The organism is Streptococcus sp. cx1 (assembly GCF_052384325.1).
GTDB lineage: Bacteria > Bacillota > Bacilli > Lactobacillales > Streptococcaceae > Streptococcus > Streptococcus salivarius_G.
Genome location: NZ_JBQSUN010000001.1, coordinates 539,495 through 557,600, shown reverse-complemented (window position 1 = coordinate 557,600; position 18,106 = coordinate 539,495). Strand labels below are relative to the sequence as shown.

Sequence of the window (18,106 nt, the reverse complement as noted above, 5' to 3'; positions counted from 1 at the left end):
TTATTTTAATGTGATGGTGACTGACTTATTCGTAGCCTCCAATAGGTAAAGATCACCCGTTAAATGCGTAACCTTACCATTTTTTACCTTCTTAACCTCGTTTTGATTTAAACGAACCATAAGGTAAGCATGATCATGAAAATTCTCAAGATCAATTTTTAGGGCGTCTTTGGTATATTTTTGAGAAACTTTCAAAATACCGTAACGCTGAACAGCACCTGCTAATTCTGAACCTGTTAGATTCCTGAGCGAAGGTGACATATTGTGGACCCAACTAACTTCCTTGTCCAAGGCCTTATACATCTTTGCCCAACCCAATTCTGCACCACGATCGACATCAAGAACGTCATCAGGGTGAAGGAAATGGTTATTGACATAGTGCATATTCATTTCAGAAAAGACCGTCATCTGTGAGAAATCGTCCCAAACCGCACCAGAAACTGTACGTGGCTCTTCAATCATTCCATCAGGTGACACTTCAAACTCTTGCGAATAAGTGAAATCTCCTGGGAAATAGTTACTTGAGATAGCCTTGATTTCTGGGAAATCATTAACGATTACCTCTCGCCCTTCTTTTGAAAGGATATTTGATGGTGGAACGTAGACTGATTTTTGCGTTTTAGGAAAGAGTTGGTTGACAAAACGAATCAACTCAGACAGACTGGCCTTCATAGCAGCCTTATCCTTCCAAGTCTTGTAGCTGGCATACTTTTCACCATAATTAACAGATGAAGGACTCAAAGGTTGGTGGTTGTAACCATGATAACCAAGTTCACCGCCATTAGCCAAAAGCGAATTTCCAAAATACTTGAAACGATCTAAATCATTTTGTTGAACAATTTTACCATCTGTCTGGGCCTCATAGTTTTCAATGACCACACCTGTATGAACAATACCATACTTTTCGTGCAGCTTAAGAAGGTCTGGCCACCAAACATTGGTATAAAATTCAGACACAGACATGTCGTAGTCACGTTTAACGAAACGACCATCTCCAGCTGGAACAGGTGATGGGAAATCATCTATATAATAGGTAGAACCATTGATTACCGGATAAACTGTCGCTTCAGATAAAAGACTATAGGAAGCGGCATAAATACCACGGACATTACGCTCATAAATTCCAAGGTTATCAACAACAAACTTCCCTTTGCCGTATGATTTTTCCCAAATCAACGGTGTATGAGAATCATCTGTTGTTTTAGCATGTACCTTAACATCACTTTCAAGTGAGACTTTTCTAGCTGACTCAAAAGGTTCTTCAATTTTATAATTGCGTCCCCCACCAATCATAAAGTCAGGATCCACGTAGATTTCCTTGACCTCATCCATCTCAAAATTGGAATAACTCACGCCGAGATTGTGATCAATGGCATCCAGATTACTTTCTTTCCCCATGGTTACTGCAAAAAGTGTTTGACCACCTTTTTCAGTCCAGTCCATTAGTGGCTGAACCTGGTCCTCCATTCGAGAAAGGTCAGTGACAAGAAGGACTACTTTTTTATAGTCTGAAAGTGAATAGGACTCGTGTTTAGCCACATCGACTAACTTAGCTCCCATACGCATATCTTTTAGAATTTGCTCGAACTGTTTCCAAGCCCTTTGACTCGTATCGTTTTCACTATCATAAAGAACCAGCGTATCTTTATCTAAATCTTTGACCACTGAGGCCGTAGATGGTACTTTTCCGGTAAGATAGGCTTCCTTACCTTGAGTTGGGTACCATTCCCCCTTCTTTTGTACAAAGAGTCCAATGGCCAGACACAAAATAAGGCCAACCCCTAGCAAGGTTTCTTTGCGGATAACATTCTTTTTACCTAATTTCATGCCATCACCTCTTTTCCTTGCCAGAAGTTCAAGAGATCTTGCTTGTCCTTAGAAAGAACAACCTGTTTGCCTTGCATCTCACGAATCATGTTCTTAAATTCATCAAACTGACCAGTTTGATAGTAATATTCCAAATACAAATAATACACATCATCCGCATTTGATTTAATTGAAAGCTGCGTCAAATGCTTTTGAGCCAAATCATACAAACCAAGAGCTAGTTCATTATGGATAACTCTCACTAAGTCTTTAGCAGTCGTTCCGTGACTAAGTTTTTGCAAGAGACGTTCCTCGTACTCCTTACGAAGCAAACCTTCCATTTGTTTACTTAGAAGTTCTTTAGAGAGGTAATCTTCCATAAAATCACAATACTCGGTTAAGAGGTCAAAGTCTGCTTCACCCTTTTCAAAACGTTTCTCAAAGGCACTCAACTTCTCATCGTATTGACTTGAAATTTCAGAAATAAAGGTTGTCGCATAGTGAACAATTTCACTGTCCTCATTTAAGCGAGCCAAGTAGAGCAAATCCATAAAATGAGATGGATCATTATTAGCCAATTCCATCAATTGCTGACGAGCTTCCTTAGCCTTATTCAAATAGAGAGATTCTTCAAGAGGAACGATGTCTTCTTCAACCAATTCCTTAGGACGTTGAAAATCATCGATATTTCCAAAATCAATGGTCAAATCTTTAATTTTGCCACCAACTGCTGCTTCTTGACCACGACGGTGTCTACCAGGATTTGGCTTAGAAATCATATGAATCAGACCGGCACCAAAGAAAGGTAAAGCAATTGGGAAAATCAAGTAAAAAATGGTTAAATCAGATCTGCCACTGACAATAGCCTTATAGACAAGTGCTATAGATAGGAAGTAACAAACCGTTAAAATACTAGTAATTAGGACTGGAATCATTGTGCAACCCTCCCTTGATAACTAGCTTGTTCAAGAAGTTCTGCCTTTTCAATGAAAGAACGACTCATTTTTGAAAGAACCTCAAGCTCGTTTAACACTTTAGTAGACATAGCTTCAAAAGGAACAGCCTCTACCCAAATGATAAAGGTACCCTCTGCCTTGGTCTTAACTTCCATGGCATAAGCTGGACGATTCTCAAGCAATGATTTATTAGCCCAGACACGTCCATGACCGAATGCATCTCCAACTTCTTTAAAATCTGTCAAAGATACTTGCTTCTTATCGTTATCTCCCAAAAGGAGCTCATATTGGAAAGGACCACCACCATAAAGTGAAACAGGAGCATTCAAAATCTCTGAAACCAAATCAATCGTCTGTCTAAGAACCTTCTCAACACTAGCATGATCTAAGGTCACAAAGTAAGAATAGGCTTTTCCAAGACCATCTTGACTTGCCAACAAGGCATTTTTCAGGTCTTTATTTTCATTGAGTAATGTATGGTAGGATTGATTAAGGATAAGATAGTCTTCCTTAACTGTTTCCAATTGTTTGTCTAGTTGTAGCTTGTCATCTTTTTTCTTCATTTCCACAAAACCACAAACAACAGCGATAAAGATATAGGCAATAAAAGCAACCCAACGATCCGTATTATATAGAAGTAATTGCCAGCTAGTTCCAGACAAAATTTGACTAATTGTCAAACCAATAATTGCAAGGACTGCTGAGAACAAGCCATAACCCATGCCCAAAACTGTACTAATCAAGACAACAAAGAGCAAACGTAGGTCAATCAATTGAAACTGTAACTGACCTTGAGTCATATATCGAAAGGCTTCAAAGACTAAGAAGGTCGCGACAACCGCAGCAAGTTTCTTATTTCTCTTTTGCTTAACGATATTATCTACGATATTGCGGAACTTAGAAACACGTAAAGAACCTTTTCGCTGCTTTTGATAGTCTTCGTAAATATCTGGCAAGTCACGCACCAAGGCATAACGCATAAACCAAGCGAATCGATCACGCAAATCATGGTGCTTTTCAGGATCGTTATCATATTTCCTAATTCTTCTTTCCTCTAAGAAATGAACCTGCTTGTTAGGGAAATATTTATCCAAAGCTTGCAAGAGCTCACCAAAAGTCAGTTGGAAGGGATCCGGAATAATAATACTTTCATAGATGTCATTCCATCGCTCACATAATTTGTGAAGCAAATCTCCCAAGTCAGATAGACTGATAAAAGTCGCCTGACTTTGTGATGACTCCTTCAACTCCACCTGCTCATGATCGTCTAAACGTACAAACAGTTTATATAGATAATCTTCTTTATTAATGACTGAATAAAGAAAGGGACTATGCAGAACTTTAAGGTTGACCCCAAATTCTCGAGTCCAAGATAATAAGGTATCCTTAGTTGTCGTCTGTAAGCTTCGTTTCCCATCCTCAAGGACAGGACCTGTAATGTAAAGTAAACGTTTGTTTTTTCTATCTTTAAGACACTCTAACAATCTGATGAGATTTTCAATCTCCCCTGAACTTTCATGTCCATAATTGAGATATTCCGAAAAATAGATGATTTGATCATAATCATGAAAATCAAAAACATCTTCTAATTGATTGTTCTCATAATGTTTGGTATATACGGTGATTTTATTCTTACGAGAGTTCTTTACACCTGTATGACCAAAAATAAAAACTGCTTGATTAGGAAACGTTTTCAAAATGAAATCGTTTGTTAATCCAGCAGTATTACCAAGTATCAAAATATTCATAAACTTCTCCCCACTTTTAAGAGTGTCCCCTTAACTACACTCTCTACCCATTCTAATCATTAGTCTCAAGTATTTCCCAATAATCTCAAGACCACCATGTAATGCCTTTCTTAAGAAAGCTCTTTGAAAGTTATGGCCTCCTCCCCAATGAGTGAGCACGTAACTCTCATCTGAATCTCTTTCGAAGATTCTTAAAGATTTTAAAAATATAAGAAAGAACAAGATCATTCTAAATAAACATTAACGTAAATTAATATTATTAAAGAATAGATTAAATTAACTGACTAAATATCTTGTTATGTTGATTAGCTTCCCCAAGAAATCACAAACTAACCAGATCACTTTAGATTATCTAACACCTGTTAAACCTTATTTAAAGGTATTTCTTCTTACTCTATCAATCTAAAATGACTCTAGTTTTATATTTACATCGTCACTCTTATTATAGCAATTTATTCTTATTTTTCAACTCCTTTCAAAGGTTTTCACCAAAAGAATTTATCTATAGCTATTAGTTTTTATCCTTAAATCACTCAATTCATAGGCTTTACAAGTGTTTGAAGTCAGAAAATTCATATTATTTATTTTCAAAACAAAAAAACAGAATTCAAAAAAATTAAATTCTGTTACTTTGATATTATTAAATTGAAAGTAATATTAAATCTTTTTAAGCTTCTACAGCCGCTTTGAGGGCATCTACCTTGTCCAATTTTTCCCATGGAAGATCGATGTCCGTACGTCCCATGTGACCATAGGCCGCTGTTTGACGATAGATAGGACGTTTAAGATCCAGCATTTGAATGATACCTGCCGGACGCAAGTCAAAGAGATCGCGGACAGCAGCTTCAAGTTTACTTTCAGCAACTGTAGCCGTTCCGAAGGTATCAACACGGACAGACACAGGGTTGGCAACACCGATAGCATAAGCCAATTGTACTTCTGCTTTCTTAGCAAGACCAGCAGCTACGATATTTTTGGCAATGTAGCGAGCTGCATATGAAGCTGAACGGTCAACCTTAGTGGCATCTTTGCCAGAGAAAGCACCACCACCGTGTCTTGAGTATCCACCATAAGTATCCACAATGATCTTACGACCAGTCAAACCAGAGTCCCCTTGAGGTCCTCCGATAACAAAACGACCTGTTGGGTTGATAAAGAATTTAGTCTCATCATCCAAGTATTCGGCAGGAATAACTGCCTTAATGACTTTTTCAATGACATCTTGACGAATTTGGTCGTTAGTCGCTTCAGGATCGTGTTGCGTTGAGATAACGACTGTATCAACACGTACTGGTTGGTCGTTCTCATCATACTCAACGGTAACCTGAGATTTAGCATCTGGACGAAGGTATGAAATCTCACCAGATTTACGCAAATCTGCCAATTTTTTAACCAATTTATGTGAGAGGCTAACTGGAAGTGGCATAAACTCTGGAGTTTCGTCAATAGCAAAACCAAACATCAAACCTTGGTCGCCAGCTCCGATAAGATCAAGTGGATCTTGATCACCAGTTCCACGAACTTCAAGTGCTTCATTAACACCTTGAGCAATATCTGGAGATTGTTCAATCAATGATGGGTGAACCCCAACAGATTCTGCCGCAAAGCCGTACTCTGCATTGTTATAACCAATTTCAGCGATAGTATCACGAACCACACGGTTAATGTCCACATAAGCTGTTGTAGAAACCTCACCGAAAACATGGACAGAACCAGTGTAGACAGCAGTTTCTGCTGCAACGTGTGCATCTGGATCCTCTGCTAAAATCGCATCAAGAATGGCATCTGAAATTTGGTCTGCAATTTTATCTGGATGCCCCTCAGATACTGATTCAGACGTGAAAAGTTTACGTTCTGACATATAAAATGTCCCCCTTTTAATATGAAAAATAGTATTAGATAGCACGGATTTAACCGTCTCCTAATAGGTAAAACGCTATACTCCTAATGGAGCTAGACGCCGTTAAAAAGTTACAAAGAACCAACAGCCAACTCTAGGATGACTGTTGCCTTATCGGGACTTAATAACTACTGTCCATTATATCATGTTTTTTCAGTCTAGTCATATAGTTATTTATTATCAAGACTTATCAATAAGTTATAGTGAGCATTTTGCCATCATTTGTATTATACTTAGGATATGAAAACTTATGAACACGTTTATGACATCTTATCGAAGAGTCCTGACTTTGTAACGGGAGAGAGCTTGGCTAAAAGCCTTGGTGTCTCACGGACAGCCATTTGGAAGGCAATTCAAACACTTCAAGAACAAGGAATTGACATTACAAGTGTCCGCAAGAAAGGCTACTATTTAGAAAAGGGAGATATTCTTCTTCCTCAAGACATCTCTAAGCAACTCAACATTCCAGTCCACTTTAATCCAGATTCTAACTCTACCCAACTAGATGCTAAACATGGCATGGAAAAGAATAATCCGACGCCTGCACTTTACCTGGCATCAAGTCAAAAGGCAGCCAAAGGACGATTTGAACGTCACTTCTTTGCCAGTCCACAAGGTGGTATCTACATGAGTATCCACTTAAAGCCCAACTGTCATTTTGAGGAGTTACCTCCTTATACGATGATGGTGGCCGCTGCTATTGTCAAAGCTATCCAGCGTCTAACTGGCATCAATACAGAAATCAAATGGGTTAATGACATCTACCTCAACAACAAAAAAATGGCTGGTATCCTTACCGAAGCCATTAGTTCTATCGAATCTGGTCGCATCACAGATGTCATTATCGGGGTTGGGCTTAACTTCTCAATCAGTGATTTTCCTGAAGAGTTAGCTAATAAAGCTACTAGTCTTTTTACTTCTGGAAAACCAAGCATCACTCGAAACCAGCTCATTTCAGAAATTTGGAGACTCTTTTTAACCATTCCTACAAGCGATTTGGTCAAAGTTTATAAAGAAAAGTCCCTCGTTTTAGACAAACAAGTGACCTTTGAACAAGCTGGAAAGACTTATACTGGTATTGCCAAGGAAATTGGCGATAAGGGCCAACTTCTCGTTCTTACTAATGATGGTCAGGAAAAATGGTTGACCGCTGGCGAAGTGAGTCTCACTTCTTGGTAGATTTGTCGGCTGCACGCGCAATGCGTGAAACAACGTAGGTTGTCCAAAGACGACGAAATAGTAAATAACCAAAAAAGGCTGTAAAAAAGTAATAGCCGTGCTGTAAACTGTAATTAAAACAAATCGTTTCAAAAATAGTTTCAAGCGTAATAAACAAAATTTGTTGAATCATAAGATTATTATATCAATAGATAGAGCCTAGGACAAGCAGTCTAGGCTCTTTTCATTTTACACGGATGGGCCTTCCAATTATCAGCTCCAGAAATCAAACAAATCCCACTCTAGGCTCGGACCAAAAAAGGTCAACTGGACAGCCTCGCTTTTCTATTTCCGGGATCGGACCTAAAAAGGTCAACTGGACATCCTCGCTTTTGCATTTCTTGGCTCGGACCTAAAAAGGTCAACTGGACAGCCTCGCTTTTGTGTTTCTTGGCTCGGACCAAAAAAGGTCAACTGGACAGCCTCGCTTTTGTGTTTCTTGGCTCGGACCTAAAAAGGTCCACTGGACCTTTTTAGTCCTCTATTTCTACTACATCAGAGAGAAATTCAAGTTCTTGCGGGATATATTCTTCACGATCTTCTTTTTCCAATTCTTCTTTGGATTTGAGACTGCGTGCAAATTCTGTACGGAGTTTTTCAAATTCTGCTTTTGGAACAGCCATAATATTAGGTGAGAAACCGGCAGCTGAACTCATGATATTACCAAACATATCATTGAGATCACTGCGTTTCATGACCTGCTCAGCATTAAAGGCAGCATTAAATGCCAGGATAGCATTTTCTTGATTGGCTAATACAGGCTCGGAACCATTCAAAAGTGCCCTATTTTGTGGGCTGATAGAATCCAAGATTTCAGGCCAAGTTGCCTTTAGGGCATCCAGACACTGGCGTGATTTCTGAGGATTTTCCATGGTTTCACGCATAATCGTGAGAATCTTTTCACGATCCACCTTGTACTGATAAGCAGGTTTGACTTTTCGAGTTGGTGCTACTTCTCCTTGGACTTTGCCCTCTTTAAGAGCTTTACGTAGACCTTCTACCTCGCGACGAAGACTATCTAACTCTTCTTGTAAATTCCCTGGGATTTCTTGTGAAACCTGAGTATGAGTCTCTGACAATTTTATAGTCAGCATTTCCGCATAGATTTTAGGATGTGTTCCAGTTTTAATTTCTGGCAAGGCACTTGTAACCAAGTCAATCAATTGGAAAAGTCGGTCTTGCTCCAAAGAAAGATTCTCTTCAAAAAGGGGACTATGGTGACTGTTCTCTCCGCCCGCTTTGACAATCAAAAGATCACGGAAATACTCCAAGAGATCCGTCGCAAAACGGCTCATAGACTTACCATTATCAAAAAGAGTTTCGAGATTTGATAAAGCTTGCGTAGTCTCTTGATTGCGAACGTTAGCGACAAAACTGTCTAGGGCTGTTAAACCGATAGAACCAGTGATTTCTTCAGCTACGGCTTGGCTGACATGATTGTCAGGAGACAGACTCAGTGCTTGGTCTAAGATTGACAAAGCATCACGCATACCACCTTCCGCACGACGAGCAATAATGGTCAAAGCCTCATCATCAAAGGTTAATCCTTCTTTTTCCAGAATTGAAGCCAAATGCTCTTTAATAGCTCCCTGCTTAATCGATTTAAACTCAAAACGTTGAACGCGAGAGAGGATGGTTGCAGGAATCTTATGTAATTCAGTGGTCGCTAGAATAAAGACAACATTTTCGGTTGGTTCTTCCAAGGTTTTCAAAAGAGCATTGAAGGCACCTGTCGAAAGCATGTGAACCTCGTCGATAATATAGACCTTGTAAGTCGCACGACTTGGGGCATAGGTTGACTTATCACGGATTTCACGAATCTCATCTACACCATTGTTTGATGCGGCATCAATTTCAATCACGTCTTCAAGACTTCCGTTAGTAATATCGCGACAAATATCGCAGTGATTACAAGGCTCACCATCAACTTGATTAGGACAGTTCATAGCCTTGGCAAAGATTTTCGCCGCACTGGTTTTACCGGTACCACGTGGCCCTGAAAAGAGATAGGCATGGCTGATTTTCCCTGACTCTACCGCCTGTCTGAGCGTGGTTGATATCACTTTTTGACCAACCATTTCGCCAAAGGTTTGACTACGGTATTTACGATATAAGGCTTGATACATTAGTTTACCTCAAACATTCCAAATGTAAGCTCGGTTTTCTCAAGTAAAATTTTGACAAATGCTTCAAGATAATCTTGGTCTACTTGGTTATAGTCTCCTACTTGGTGAGAATCCAAATCGAGAACACCAACTAATTTGCCATCTTTTACCATTGGTACAACAATTTCACTTCGAGCAGCGGAATCACAAGCGATGTAATTGTCGTGTTTGGTGACATCTTCGACAATTAGGGTTCTATTTTCTGCTGCAGACTGGCCACAAACACCCTTACCTAGGGCAATTCGAACACAAGAAACATTACCTTGGAAAGGACCAAGGATTAACTCATTCTTGTCATTATCCATCAGGTAGAAGCCTGTGAACACAGAATTTGGCAGGGTTGTATTCAAGAGAGCTGAGGCATTAGAAAAGTTGGCCAAAGCATTGTCTTCATTGGCAAAAAGCACTTTAGCCTGTGCTAGCATTAATTCATAGGCTGATTTTTTTTCTTCGTTAGTCATAACTACCATTATAGCAAAGATTGGTTCTTAAAACTAAGATTGACCTACCTTTTCTCCTTCCCTTTCATTTAAAAATAATTCAAGATCTTGAACAACATTTTCAGGATATTCTGGACTAGAAATCTGATAGAACTTAACAGTCATTCGATTTCTGAACCAGGTTAATTGCCGTTTAGCAAATCGACGCGTATTTTGCTTGAGTTTTTCCAAGGCTTCGTCCAAACTCTGGTTCCCAGCAAAATAAGGAAACAACTCCTTGTAGCCTATACCACGAGCTGACTGGGCATCAGGATAATTATCGTACAGCCACTTGGCCTCTTCCAAGAGACCATGTTCAACCATCTTATCTACTCGTGTATTGATGCGGTCATAGATCAAGGAACGTTCATCATCTAATCCGATAAGATAGGGATCATAAGTCGTCTCAGTATTTTCAAGATTCTCCGAAAAACGATAAAGCTCAAGTGCTCTAATAGCACGCCGACGGTTAATCTCTTTAATCTCAAGACCTAAGTTATCAATTTTTTCAAAAAGTTCCTGATCAGATAATTGCTCTAATTCCGTGCGATAGGCTAAGACCTGCTCCTGATCCACCTGTCCCCCTAGGTGATACCCTTCTAGAAGACTTTGTAAATAGAGACCTGTTCCTCCTACTACAATAGGCAGTTTACCACGACTAACGATATCAGTAATGGCAGCCTCTGCCTCTGTCACAAAATCATAAGCTGAATAGGTCTCATCAACATCGCGAACATCAATCAGATGATGTACTGCTGCTGCCTGCTCTTCAGGAGTGGCCTTGGCGGTTCCTATATTCAATTGTCGGTAAACCTGCTGGCTATCTCCTGAAATAATTTCGCCATTAAAACGCTTGGCCAATTCAATTCCAAGCGCTGTTTTTCCCACAGCAGTAGGACCAGCTACTACAATAAGTTTGGTTTTCATAATGTTTTCACTTGCTATTCTAGATATTTTTTTAGATAATATAAGCATATTATAACATATACGGAGGATAGTCTCATGGCTAAAAAACATTCATTCGCTAAAGGTGTCGCTACTGGCGTTATCGGAACTGCTGCTACTGTAGCAGGTGCTGTCTTCGCAGTTAAGAAAACCATTATCGAACCAGAAGAAAAGAAATTGGCTTTCATCGAAGAAAACCGTAAAAAAGCAGCTCGCCGTCGTGTAAGCCGCTAATAATGAGAACCAGGGAAACCTGGTTTTTTTCTGTTATTTTTAACTCTTCATCTATGACTAGGAACGGAGCCAAATTTGAAAAGAAAAAAATATAATATCATCACCTTCTCTTTGCTAGCTTTCTTCTTTCTCTTCGGTTTTTTATCAAAACATTTAAAAGAACCTGTAAAGCCAACAGCAAAAACGCATCACATCTCTCACAGCCTTTCATCAAAAAGCAGCTCATCTCATAAAAAAGAGAATACTAAATCATCAACAGCTACTTCGACGGAAGATCATAAGACAGATGCTAAAGACGAAAATAAGGACCAAGCATCTCCTTCAGTTCAAGGAACAAATCAGAAAACAAACAACCAAACAACTCATCAAGAGGGAAATCAAGAAAAGCCAAAATCTGCTGAAGGTGGTCGAGGTTGGGGCGGACCAGAAGACGGCTCTTATGCCATTAGTGGAGGCGGTGGTGGAGGTCACGATGCAGCCTTCACTCCAGGTGCTGGCGGAGGAAGTAATCGCTCAAGCTCAACTGATCAGAGCAATGAATGGATTAACGATGTTGATAACAATCCTTACGAGTACCCACAAGCTTCATCAAGCACAGACACAACTGCCAATTCCAATTAATGAGATAACAGAATACTAAACATCACCAGTATTCTATTTTGAACCCTAGTTAGGACTAATCCTGACTAGGGTTTTTGCTTATCAAAAAAACACCTATAATTCAATAGGTGTCAAATACATTTAGCTTAAATTTTGGGCAAACTAGCTTAAAACCTTTTCGTTAAAAGCCCATAAAGAACATAACGATAAAAAGATAAAACAAATGTGGACAAATCGCTTTAAAACCGCATGCTTAAAGGCTTAAAAATGTCCCCTGCCGGAATCGAACCAGCAACGACTCCTTAGGAGGGAGTTGTTATATCCATTTAACTAAGAGGACTTATGAAAAAATCTGCCACGAGGACAGATTTTTTATGTGAAATCTGTAAATTATTTACGGATTTCTTTGATACGTGCAGCTTTACCTTGCAAAGCACGCAAGTAGTAAAGTTTAGCACGGCGGACTTTACCGTAGCGTACAACTTCAATCTTTTCAACACGTGGAGTGTGGATTGGGAAAGTACGTTCTACACCGATACCGCTTGAAATTTTACGAACTGTGTACATTTCTGAGATCCCTTGACCTTTGCGTGAAATAACTACACCTTCAAAGATCTGGATACGTTCGCGAGTTCCTTCGACAACTTTCGCGTGAACGCGAACTGTGTCACCAGGACGGAATGATGGGATGTCAGTACGAAGTTGACCTTCTGTCAAACTTTGGATCAATGGATTCATTTTTATATACTCCTATCTTACTAATCTTAAGAGCAACCTCTGTGTCTCAGCGGATTAGCCGTTATTTTTGTGTGTCCATTACACACTCTTAGTATCTTATCAAAAAATTATCAGGATGTCTAGTATCTTATTGCATTTCTAGCATTTTTTGTTGTCCATAAATGCTCGTCTTATGATTTATGAGATAAGCAAAAGCCATGACAATCGCGTAAGGGACTGCATTAGCGGGACCAAAGACTTCAACGCCAATGAAAATAGGGGCTAAAAGGGTATTGGTACTGCTACCAAAGACAGACAGATAGCCTAGACCTGCTACAAGTGGAATTGGAAGTCCCAGAACTGGTGCTAGAACAGCACCAAGACTTGCACCGATAGCAAACAAAGGGGTTACTTCTCCTCCTTGGAAACCAAGAGATAGGGTAAAGACGGTCAAGAGCAATTTCAAGAGCCAATCCAATGGATAAATGGTCCCACCACCAACACTTAAAGCAATCAAATTCGTTCCAAGACCTGTATAGCGTCCCTTCCACAAAATCAAAAGAAGACAGGTTAAGACGACACTTCCTAAGAGAACACGATAATAAGGATTTGGGAGCAGACTTGCTACTTTCTTTTTAGCTAGTGACAAGAGATAAGCAAAGAGATTTCCCGCTAGACCAAAGGCCAGACCTAAAAGAGCTAATTTGACGAATGTCTCAAGGTCAATAGTCAAACTTTCAGATACAAAGTGGCTAAATTTTTCAAGACCTAAGAGATGGCTTGTCGTACTAGCCACAAAAGATGCAATAAGAGTCGGTACCAAGATTGGCAGACTTAACTGTCCTAGAGTCAATACCTCAAGCGCAAAGAAGGTCGCGGCGATTGGTGTTTGGAAGAGACCTCCAAAACCAGCGGCCATCCCCATGGTCAAGAAAATACGTGAAGCATTCGGGAGCTTAAAATAGCGACTAAAAGCATGAGAAACTGTGGCCCCCAGTTGTACAGCAACTCCCTCACGACCTGCAGAACCCCCGAAAAGGTGGGTCAGCCATGTAGTTACAGTCACCAGTGGAATTAACCTTAGGGGGACTTGATCCTCCTCATTATGTCCAACCTTGAAAATCAAGCCCATTCCTTGTGCTGCCTTACCCGCAAACTTTTGGTAAAGGTAAACTATCAAAAGACCTGCTAAAGGAAGTGCCGGGACTAGATAAAAGAGATGGTGGTCACGAAATTCCGAGAGTCCTATCAGCACGCGCCCAAAAACAGCATCAATCAGTCCAACAAGCACCCCCAACAAGATTGCATAAAGACTTAACATTACTAAATGTAAGTAAGAAAGACCTTGACTATCACTTAATTGTCTTACTTTCATCCTAGTTGCCTACTTTTCTTCTAACTTACTTGCTTGATAAGTACGTGAATGCTTCATAATATCCGCAAAACTTGCGACGATAGCTTCTTTATATTCGGGATTAAGAACACTAGCGCCTACTTTGTCTAGCAAGGCTTGCTCTCGTTCGGGATCATAAATCGCCTTTCCAGTGCGTTGTTTATAAGCACTTACTCGAGTTACCAATTTCATACGTTCTTCCAACAAAGCCACAATCTCATTATCAACGGTATCAATCTGTTGGCGAATCTCATTTAAGTCCATACTGACCTCCTTTTTTCTCTCCATTATAACAAAAATGACCTGAGGACAAAAGAGCCTCAAGCCATTGAATTGCTTATAAAAAGAGTTTTCTTACCTGACTGATATTACTTTCATTAACAACCAGATACAGGGTTGCTCCTGCTTTTAGACGTGTGTCTCCATGAACAACCTCAGACTGGTCTTGAAAAATCTGAGTGGAAATCAAAACCCCATCAGGTAAGGTTAAATCCTTAACCAATCGACCAGCTAGACTATCTGTAACCGGTAAGTCAATCATCGTCGGTATATTATCAACTTGCGCTGGTTTGTGAGCTATTAGATTGTGAAGCATGGCTTCATAGACAGGTTCTCCTCCCATGAAATCCATAACTAGATAGGCAATCAGGGTTACGACTCCAATTGTCATCAATTGGTGAAGGTCACCCACCATCTCAGTCACTAAAATCATAGCAGTTAGCGGTGCCTTAGATACCGCACCGAAATAACCAGCCATACCAAGAATGATAAAAATAGGGAACTGAGTTACCTGTAAGAATCCTAGATTTTCAAAAGCTGCCGCAAATACGCTACCAGAAAGAGCACCTAGAGTCAAAATCGGCAAGAAAATCCCACCAGGAAAACCTGAACCAAAGGACAACATACTCCAAATAAAGCGAATAGCCAAATAGAGGATAGCCACAGTTAGAGCAGGATGTAAACCATTTAGGGCAAGAATCAATTCATTCCCACCACCTAAAAGATGTGGAAAATAAAGACCAATAGGAATGATAAACAGAACTGCCAAGAGGCCATGAAAATGAGATGGCAAGTGGAAGATTTTCCCTAACCCTTGGTAGACCTTACCAATACGTAAGACAACCCACTCATAACCGTATCCAAGCACACCTAGAAAAATCCCCAAAACAATAAGAATCCAATAATCTTTCAAAGGAAATACGGGTAATTTTTCTGTCATAGCAAGGACTGGTACCTGGCCAAAGATGCGTAGGGAAACAGCATTGGCTACTAAAGATGCCGTTAAAGCTGTCACCCAAACATGACGAGAGAAATGATGATAGACTTCTTCGACGACAAACAAAAGACCAGCAATTGGGGCATTGAAGGCAGCCGATAACCCTGCTGCTGCTCCTGCAGCAATCAAGACACGCTTCTCACGTGCAGAGAGCTTAAGTCCCTTGGCTAATCCCTTAGCAGTCATGGCACCTAGTTGAATACTAGGTCCCTCACGTCCCAACATCAGTCCCATTGAAATCCCAAGGACTCCACCTAGGAATTTACGCCATAAAACTGACCACCAGGACGGATGTAGAAGCCCCATCAGTTCCCCTTCAACGTGAGGAATCCCTGAGCCCTTGATGTCTTTTTCCTGTTTAATAAGGTAACCAATAAAAAGGGCAATCAAAAGATTAACAAGTACAATTCCCAGAATCAGAAGTGGATTATGAAGGGCGTCTTCGTAAATAGCTACAGAAAATGCAGACCCTTTTGCAATTAACCAACGAAAAAGACTGACCACTGCTCCTGCTGTCACCCCCACTAATAGCCCTCGCCAAACGGACCAAAGGAGATGTTGAGATTGCGTCCTAAAATCTCTTTCTATTTCATTCATAAAAACTCCATTTTTGACTACAATAAAAGCAGACTTTACTCTGCTTTTTTCTTATGCTAATGCTTCTGAAACTTTTTCAGCGAAAGCTTCGAGGTTTTCGATATCTTCATCTTCAGCAGAAAGGTCAACCTTGACACTATCAGCACCCTTAGTCGCCCCTGTGAATGTGAATTGATTTTCAAACTCATCCACTGAATGACAGAAATAATCGTAGAAGGTATCTCCTGAACCTACAACACCAAAGATTTTACCTGACAAGTCGAGGTCAGCCAAATCTTCGTAAAAGTCAACGATTTCATCTGGCAACTCACCATCACCATAAGTGTAAGTCGCTACGATACAGATGTCCGCATCTTCAAAATCAGCGGCATCAACCGTTGTACACTCGTCTACATCTACAGTGTGACCTAATTCTTCCAATTTTTTGGCAACGATATCTGCGATTTCTTCCGTGTTACCGGTCATACTGGCATAAACGATTTTTGCTAAAGCCATAATGTCCTCCAAAATAATAAATTAGCTATATTATATCATATTTCTTCAGAAAATAAATGACCTAACAACTCAAAAAAACTGCCCATCAGGACAGTTTTAGATTCTTTTTACAAGTGACTTGGCTATCTAAACATATAGAACTTTCTGTAGATGAAATGAGATAGTCCCTTTAATAATTTCAGAGCGAGCTGTAGCCAAGACTTTTCGCTGTGAGAAAAGTGCCTAAAGTTTAATAGCTTTAGGCACTCGGAAGTTTTGAGACACTAGGCTCAAAACTTAGCTATGGAATTCCGAAGGAAGTCGCTAGCGTCCGTACTCACCTAAGAAAAGTCTAAAAAGAAGAATTCATTTCAATTTAAAACTGCCCATTAGGACAGTTTTAGATTTTGTAAGAGTTCAAAGTGTCGATAGACTAGCCATAAGCCAAGACCAACTATCAGAATGAGAATCACTGCTCTCATGAGACCTCTAAGAAAAGTCAAGAGCCAAGTGAGAAGCATAGAGGTGATTAGCCAACTCCAACCAGAGGCCCCGTATAGGGTTTGAATACTCTGTATGGAATGACTGGTCAGCATTTTTACCCAATTGGGAATATAAATCCAAATACCATCACCTGATAGGCCCAAACGATTGGCAATCATGGTTCCTGTTGTTTGCAACCAAGTAAAGACCCCAGCATTGAAAAGAAAAAGGAAGGTTTGCATGGGGTAACGTCTAGCAAGGCGTTTTAAATAGCGCATGACTCCCCTCCTTAATTTGCATAGAGAGCATGGACCGTATCAATATCCACCTGTTGAATCCCGTAATAAGATCCAGCTGATTGCATAACGGATGTCTTAGAGTCATCATGGTCTAAGCCAATGGCATGTCCCAATTCGTGTTCAGCCGTATTCACAATACGCTTGTGAGTATAACCAAAATCACTATTCAAGAGGAAATAACGGTTCAACTTCACATCAACATGAGTGATGCGGTTGGTCAAAACATTGGTTTGAGTGTCTGCTAAACCTGCTGCCTGTGAATTCGCATCGGAATAGTCAGTCGCAACAATGTCAGCCGTTGAGGCATCATCAGTTAATGTAAAGATGAAAGCACCCGTGTTATTCCAGTTAGTAATAGCTTCCTTATAAGCTGCTACCAAGGTTTCATCTGTAGATTGTATATAGATGCTAGCTGTATTTTGCGCCCATCTAGCTCCATTAGACTCTGGAATGGTATCTGTTGTTGATAGGTTAGAGACAACTTTCTCAACGTCACTAGTACTGGTACCACTAAAACCTAGTTCTACTTGATGAAAGGCTTGATTAATGTTTGTGGCTAAGGTACTTGAAGAGTTATTGGCATAGTAGACGAGTCCATAACCAATAAGGGCTAGGACTAGGGCAAGTTTAAATATAGCCCAAATAAGATTCCAAATAAATTGTAAAAGAAGTTTGGGAATATAGAAGATTACTCTGAATAATTTTTTCATTATTGAGCCTCCTTTTCGAAACTTCCCCTAGTATATCAAGCTCTAATAGTTCTGACAAGCAAAAAATACCACTTTAAGCTTTTATCATCTCTTTGATAAGATGTTA

The 18,106-nt window shown here is 39.9% G+C and carries 18 protein-coding genes and 1 tRNA gene; 3 read left to right on the top strand and 16 right to left on the bottom strand.

The genetic code is table 11. The annotated features are described in order from the left end of the window. The 4 genes from ACT170_RS02630 to metK form a co-directional block, all read right to left on the bottom strand. Positions 1–1,827, bottom strand: a complete 1,827-nt coding sequence (locus tag ACT170_RS02630) for a DUF2194 domain-containing protein (protein WP_288587055.1) — start codon at positions 1,825–1,827, stop codon at positions 1–3. Beyond that, positions 1,824–2,741: a hypothetical protein gene (locus ACT170_RS02625; RefSeq protein WP_084869579.1), complete on the bottom strand. Its 918-nt coding sequence runs from the start codon at positions 2,739–2,741 to the stop codon at positions 1,824–1,826. Before ACT170_RS02625 ends, ACT170_RS02630 begins: the two co-directional genes overlap by 4 nt. Beyond that, entirely contained in the window at positions 2,738–4,510 is a 1,773-nt protein-coding gene (locus ACT170_RS02620; RefSeq protein WP_084869581.1) for a DUF4118 domain-containing protein, read from the bottom strand. The genes ACT170_RS02625 and ACT170_RS02620 overlap by 4 nt, the downstream gene beginning before the upstream one ends. A gap of 667 nt (positions 4,511–5,177) precedes the next feature. Then, positions 5,178–6,371, bottom strand: a complete 1,194-nt coding sequence (gene metK / locus ACT170_RS02615) for a methionine adenosyltransferase (protein ID WP_014634398.1) — start codon at positions 6,369–6,371, stop codon at positions 5,178–5,180. A 279-nt stretch (positions 6,372–6,650) separates the two neighbouring features. Here metK and birA point away from each other — a divergent pair, with 279 nt between their 5' ends. Next, positions 6,651–7,589: a bifunctional biotin--[acetyl-CoA-carboxylase] ligase/biotin operon repressor BirA gene (gene birA, locus ACT170_RS02610; protein WP_288587050.1), complete on the top strand. Its 939-nt coding sequence runs from the start codon at positions 6,651–6,653 to the stop codon at positions 7,587–7,589. On the opposite strand, the gene ACT170_RS02605 is transcribed toward birA, so the two are convergent. The 4 genes from ACT170_RS02605 to miaA form a co-directional block, all read right to left on the bottom strand. Then, entirely contained in the window at positions 7,576–7,761 is a 186-nt protein-coding gene (locus tag ACT170_RS02605; protein WP_155211906.1) for a DUF3272 family protein, read from the bottom strand. The two genes, birA and ACT170_RS02605, sit on opposite strands and share 14 nt — an antisense overlap. A gap of 340 nt (positions 7,762–8,101) precedes the next feature. After that, positions 8,102–9,754, bottom strand: a complete 1,653-nt coding sequence (gene dnaX / locus ACT170_RS02600; protein WP_014634396.1) for a DNA polymerase III subunit gamma/tau — start codon at positions 9,752–9,754, stop codon at positions 8,102–8,104. Next, entirely contained in the window at positions 9,754–10,254 is a 501-nt protein-coding gene (locus ACT170_RS02595) for a GAF domain-containing protein (RefSeq protein ID WP_288587044.1), read from the bottom strand. The genes dnaX and ACT170_RS02595 overlap by 1 nt, the downstream gene beginning before the upstream one ends. Positions 10,255–10,287: 33 nt before the next feature. Then, the gene (gene miaA / locus ACT170_RS02590) at positions 10,288–11,199 is read right to left on the bottom strand and encodes a tRNA (adenosine(37)-N6)-dimethylallyltransferase MiaA (protein WP_444817994.1); all 912 of its coding nucleotides are present in this window, start codon (positions 11,197–11,199) and stop codon (positions 10,288–10,290) included. Positions 11,200–11,274: 75 nt separating this feature from the next. Here miaA and ACT170_RS02585 point away from each other — a divergent pair, with 75 nt between their 5' ends. After that, positions 11,275–11,451: a DUF3042 family protein gene (locus ACT170_RS02585; protein ID WP_002883513.1), complete on the top strand. Its 177-nt coding sequence runs from the start codon at positions 11,275–11,277 to the stop codon at positions 11,449–11,451. Between the two features lie 75 nt (positions 11,452–11,526). Further along, complete coding sequence (locus ACT170_RS02580) at positions 11,527–12,072, top strand: hypothetical protein (RefSeq protein ID WP_270333768.1); 546 nt, start codon at positions 11,527–11,529, stop codon at positions 12,070–12,072. Between the two features lie 247 nt (positions 12,073–12,319). Here ACT170_RS02580 and ACT170_RS02575 read toward each other — a convergent pair. From ACT170_RS02575 to ACT170_RS02540, 8 genes are all read right to left on the bottom strand, one after another. After that, positions 12,320–12,391 (bottom strand) — tRNA-Arg (locus ACT170_RS02575). A gap of 50 nt (positions 12,392–12,441) precedes the next feature. Then, a complete protein-coding gene (gene rplS / locus ACT170_RS02570) occupies positions 12,442–12,789 on the bottom strand; it encodes a 50S ribosomal protein L19 (RefSeq protein WP_002883489.1) in 348 nt (115 codons plus the stop codon). Between the two features lie 127 nt (positions 12,790–12,916). Beyond that, positions 12,917–14,143 (bottom strand): voltage-gated chloride channel family protein, encoded by a 1,227-nt coding sequence (locus tag ACT170_RS02565; RefSeq protein ID WP_444817993.1) that lies wholly within the window; start codon positions 14,141–14,143, stop codon positions 12,917–12,919. A 9-nt stretch (positions 14,144–14,152) separates the two neighbouring features. Further along, positions 14,153–14,425 carry a chorismate mutase gene (locus ACT170_RS02560; RefSeq protein WP_013990705.1) on the bottom strand — a complete coding sequence of 91 codons (273 nt, stop codon included), beginning with the start codon at positions 14,423–14,425 and terminating at the stop codon, positions 14,153–14,155. Between the two features lie 73 nt (positions 14,426–14,498). Then, positions 14,499–16,034 carry a chloride channel protein gene (locus ACT170_RS02555; RefSeq protein WP_444817992.1) on the bottom strand — a complete coding sequence of 512 codons (1,536 nt, stop codon included), beginning with the start codon at positions 16,032–16,034 and terminating at the stop codon, positions 14,499–14,501. Positions 16,035–16,085: 51 nt separating this feature from the next. Next, on the bottom strand, positions 16,086–16,529 hold the full coding sequence (locus tag ACT170_RS02550) for a flavodoxin (protein WP_002883520.1): 444 nt from the start codon (positions 16,527–16,529) through the stop codon (positions 16,086–16,088). Positions 16,530–16,897: 368 nt separating this feature from the next. Next, positions 16,898–17,269 carry a hypothetical protein gene (locus ACT170_RS02545; RefSeq protein WP_118189493.1) on the bottom strand — a complete coding sequence of 124 codons (372 nt, stop codon included), beginning with the start codon at positions 17,267–17,269 and terminating at the stop codon, positions 16,898–16,900. Positions 17,270–17,280: 11 nt separating this feature from the next. After that, positions 17,281–18,000, bottom strand: coding sequence for a matrixin family metalloprotease (locus ACT170_RS02540; protein ID WP_004182633.1), 720 nt, complete (start codon positions 17,998–18,000; stop codon positions 17,281–17,283). Between the last annotated feature and the right edge of the window lie 106 nt (positions 18,001–18,106).